Raw genomic sequence first — 4,979 nt, 5'->3', positions numbered from 1 at the left:
CGCGGAAGAACGAATTATTATCATCTGACCCTGCTATGCAAGAATGAACAGGGTTATAGAAACTTGATGAAACTCAGCTCTCTCGGATATTTGGAAGGATTTTATTATAGACCCAGAATTGATAAGGAAATTTTAAAAGAATATTCAGAAGGGTTGATAGCGCTTTCTGGATGCCTTAAGGGCGAAATATCCCAAAAAATATTACAGGATAATGAAGATGAAGCGATTCGTATAGCGGGCAATTTCGAGGAAATTTTAGGTAAAGGCAATTTTTATTTGGAGCTGATGGATTTTTCTTTACCTGAACAGAAAAAAGTTAATGAGGCTATGATTAGAATTTCAAAGAAGCTTGATATTCCCTGGGTTGTTACTAATGATGTGCATTATATCCAGAAGGAACATTCTGTTGCGCACGATGCTTTATTATGTATTCAGACGGGTTCTTTATTACAGGACGAAAAAAGGTTGAAGTTTAGCACTGATGAGTTTTATTTCAAATCGCCGCAGGAAATGAAGAAAATATTTGCCGATTATCCTCAGAGTTGGAAGAATACTATTGAGATTGCGGAAAAATGTAATTTACAGTTGCAATTTGGGAAATTTCATTTGCCGCATTTTCCTGTTCCCGAAGGCGAAACGTTGGATTCATATCTTGCCAAATACTGTTATGAGGGTCTAAAACAAAAACTTCCCGAGGCGGATGAGAAAATAAAAGAAAGATTAGAACACGAATTATCGGTTATAAAGACTATGGGGTTTTCGGGTTATTTTTTAATTGTTCAAGATTTTATCAATTTTGCCCGCCGCGAAAAAATAGCGGTCGGTCCAGGCAGAGGTTCTACTGCGGGAAGTCTGGTTGCTTTCTGTTTAGACATTACCGAAATAAATCCTTTGAAATACGGATTATTTTTTGAAAGGTTTCTTAATCCCGGACGAAAGAAGATGCCTGATATTGATATAGATTTTTCCGATACACGCAGAAGCGAGGTTATAAATTATGTTACTAACAAATACGGAAAAGATAAGGTTAGCCAGATTATTACTTTCGGAACAATGGCGGCAAGAGCGGTAATAAGGGATGTCGGGCGAGTTTTGGACATGCCTTATAGCGAAGTTGATCTAATTGCCAAAAAAATTCCTCTGCTGGGACATTTCACATTAGCCGAAGCTGTGAAGAAAGATAACGATTTAAAGAATTTTCAGGAGAAATATCCTGCTCTTTTTGAAATATCAAAAACTTTGGAAGGATTGCCCCGTCATGCTTCTACCCATGCGGCAGGAATTGTTATAGCCAGGGAACCATTAACGGATGGATATACTCCTCTTTATCAGATAAGCGAGGGGGAAATCTTGACTCAGTATCCAATGGATATTCTGGATAAAATCGGACTTTTGAAAATGGATTTACTTGGGTTAAAAACGCTTTCTTTGTTAGCTAATACTGTTGAGATAATTAAATTGACTCAGGGCAAGGATATTGATTTGGTAAATTTGACTTTGGATGATGCTCCCACATACAAATTATTGCAAGCGGCAAAAACTATTGGAGTTTTTCAGTTGGAAAGCGAAGGGATGAGAGAACTAATAAAGAAGATGCGCCCAACTGGTTTTAAGGATTTGATAGCTCTTTTAGCCCTGTATCGTCCGGGACCATTGGGCGGCGGACAGGTTGATGTATTTGTCAAAAGGAAATCAGGCAAAGAAGCCGTTGTTTATCCTCATCCCTTATTAAAACCTATACTGGAGGAAACTTACGGGATTATTCTTTATCAGGAACAAGTTATGCGAATAGCTTCGGAAATTGCTAATTTTTCTTTGGCTGACGCCGATGATTTAAGGTCGGCTATGGGTAAAAAGATTCCTGAAGTTATGGATGAAAAAAGAGCGCAATTTGTAAAAGGAGCAAAGAAGAACGGCATTACGGAATCCAAAGCAGATAAAATTTTCGATTACATGGCACATTTTGCGGGCTATGGTTTCAATAAGGCACACAGCACGGCTTATGCTTTTGTCTCTTACAGAACCGCTTATCTTAAAGCCAATTTTCTGTTGGAGTTTATGGCGGCGCTTCTAAATGCGGAAAAGGCAAACAGAGACAAGATGGCTATTATTATGAATGAATGCAATGAAACGAATATAAAAGTTTCTCATCCGGATATAAATGAAAGTTCTATTAATTTTACCGTTGTGGAAGACAGCATAAGGTTTGGCTTATTGGCGGTAAAAAATGTCGGAGAACAGGCAGTGCAAGAAATTATCAGCGCAAGAGAAGAAAAAGGAAAATTTCTTTCAATGATTGATTTTCTTGAAAGGATAGGTTCTAGAAAAGTTACGAAAAAAGTTATAGAGAGTCTGATTAAATGCGGTGCATTTGACTGTTTGGATAAAAACCGTGCTTATCTAATAAATGTATTGGAAAAAGGAATTAATTCCAGATATGGCAAAAAAGAAGGACAAATTGCGCTTTTCACTGCTCCTTTACGCGAAAAATCGGACGAAAATTACAAAGTGCAGGAATGGAGCCAATCCGAAATTCTGCAATTTGAGAAAGAACTTTTGGGATTTTATTTGACAGGACATCCTTTGACTAAATACGGGGAAGCGCTTAAAAAATGCACAAGTGGCGACACTGTTGCTTTGTCAAAACTTAACGGTTCTAAAACTGTGAAAATAGCCGGAGTAATAAGCAATATCAAGAAAAGATTCACCAAAAAAGAAGGCAAGAGAATGGCTATATTCACATTGGAGGATTTGAAAGGAAGCGTAGAAGTCTTATTGTTTCCCGATGCTTTTGAAAAAGAAAAAAATAATATAGTAAACGGCGCGGAAGTAATTGTGGTAGGCAAAGCAGAAGCAAACGGTGATTCATCTAAAATAATCGCTTCTTCCTTGAAACTTATTTCCGAAGTCATAAATAAATTGCAATCAGGACCCCAATTATCACAACCTGCTAAATTAAAACAAGCAATGCATATATATATTGACGAATCGCAGGCAACCGAAGATGTTTTAGGTAATTTAAAAAATATTTTGCGAATTTCAAGAGGGGACAGCAAAGTGTATTTTCATATCCTCAAAGGTTCTGAAGAAACAGTTCTTTTGGCGGGGTATTATATAAAAGTAAATCCGGATAAACTTCTCTTGGATAAAATTGAAGAAATTTTAGGGAAAGGAAAGGTTTCTGTTGTTCAGGAATAGGACAATAATATTAGATGTAGAGTTTACAAATTTGAAAATTTTCTCTATTATATTCAACTAAAATGAATAAATTAACTATATCCCCATCTCCTCATATAAGAGATAACATTACTGTAAAATCAATGATGTGGGGTGTTATAGTTGCTCTTTTGCCAACTGTTGTTTGGGGTGTTTTCTTTTTTCAGGCTCATGCGTTATATTTAATTTTGACTTGTATTATTACTGCGGTTTTATCGGAAGCCATTTGTCAGAAAATTTTAAACAGGCCATTAACAATAACCGACGGCAGCGCTTTTTTAACGGGGCTACTTTTGGCTTTGGTCTTGCCTCCTACTTTTCCGTTATGGGCAGGTTCGTTAGGTGCTGTGGTTTCAATTGTAATTGGTAAACATGTTTTCGGAGGGCTTGGGTATAATATTTTTAACCCTGCGCTTTTGGGAAGGGCGTTCCTTTCTGTTTCTTTCCCTGTTTTAACAACTGCTTGGCAAGTCCCTGTTTTAAATACCGCAAAACTTTTTTCCGAAGGCAAATTCAATGCTTTTTTCTCGGGCGATACAATTACAATGGCTACTCCGCTTGCTTTAGCGCTTCCAAAATTTGCAGTTGCCAATCCCGATATGCCCTCTTATATGGAACTTTTTATCGGGGCAAAGGGCGGATGTATCGGCGAGGTTTCTGCTTTGGCTTTGCTTATCGGCGCAGTATATTTAATTATTAAAAAATATATTGATTGGCGTATTCCTTTTGGTTATATAGGAGTGGTTTTTATAGTAAGTTCTTTATTATGGTTTTCAAACAATGCTAATCCTACACCTTTGTTTCACGTTTTAAGCGGGGGACTTTTAATAGGCGCTTTTTTTATGGCTTCCGATCCTGTAACTTCACCTATTACAAAAAAGGGCAGATGGATTTTTGGAATAGGAGCGGGGATTTTAACGATAAGCATAAGAACATGGGGAGGATATCCCGAAGGAGTTATGTATTCTATTTTGATGATGAATGCCTTTACTCCTTTGATAGAAAGATTTACCGCTCCTTTACAATTTGGTTCACCCCGTTAGAGATAAAATAAGCACTATGTTAAATAGGAGTACTTTTAAAATAATGCGAAAAAGATTCTTTTATATTGAAAAGGTAGATATATGCTCCGACATATCGTCGAAGCTATCTCTAACGGGGCGAGCTAAAAAATGAAAAATAAATCTTTGCAAATTTTTGTCGCACTTGGAGCTGTTTGTTTATTTTCAGGTGGAGCGTTAGCGATAATGTATAATTTTACGAAAATTCCTATTGCCGAAAACCAGCAGTCTGAATTAAAAAATGCTATTTTAAAAGTTCTTCCTTCGGTTGAAAATTATAAAGAAATAAAAAAGACGGAAACCATAACTATATATAAAGGTGAAAACGAAAAGGGGGAGATGTTAGGCTATGCTGTAGTGGGAGAGGGTAATGGTTTTCAAGGCAAAATCAAATTAATTGTTGGTTTTGATAAGGATTTAAAATCTTTTTTAGGTATGGAAATTCTTGAGTCTTTGGAAACGCCCGGACTTGGGACAAGAGTCGGCGAAGAACCTTTTAAAACACAAGTGAAATCTTTGAAATTAGAACCTGATGTTTCTATCGGTATTGTAAAAAACGAAAAAAATAAAAAAGAAACTGATGTTCAGGCTATCACAGGAGCCACTATTTCGTCTACCGCTGTTGTCAAAATTTTAAATGAGATTGTTAAGGAAACAACTAAAACAATTCAAAGTTCAAAAATCAAAATGTAAAATGACAAA

Annotated in this window: 3 protein-coding genes; all 3 read left to right on the top strand. The window is 36.5% G+C overall.

Annotation, left to right across the window (positions count from 1 at the left end):
• On the top strand, nucleotides 1-3,198 hold a 3,198-nt coding region (locus tag KAS42_06225; GenBank protein ID MCK4905814.1), incomplete at its 5' end, for a DNA polymerase III subunit alpha.
• Between the two features lie 62 nt (nucleotides 3,199-3,260).
• On the top strand, nucleotides 3,261-4,259 hold the full coding sequence (locus tag KAS42_06220; protein MCK4905813.1) for an RnfABCDGE type electron transport complex subunit D: 999 nt from the start codon (nucleotides 3,261-3,263) through the stop codon (nucleotides 4,257-4,259).
• 129 nt (nucleotides 4,260-4,388) lie between these two features.
• Complete coding sequence (locus KAS42_06215; protein ID MCK4905812.1) at nucleotides 4,389-4,970, top strand: RnfABCDGE type electron transport complex subunit G; 582 nt, start codon at nucleotides 4,389-4,391, stop codon at nucleotides 4,968-4,970.
• Nucleotides 4,971-4,979 lie beyond the last annotated feature (9 nt).

This window comes from bacterium, assembly GCA_023135785.1.
Classification (GTDB): Bacteria; CAIJMQ01; CAIJMQ01; order CAIJMQ01; family CAIJMQ01; genus CAZNJA01.
The sequence above is the reverse complement of the archived record's forward strand: the minus strand, read 5'-3'. Positions and strand labels throughout refer to the sequence as shown.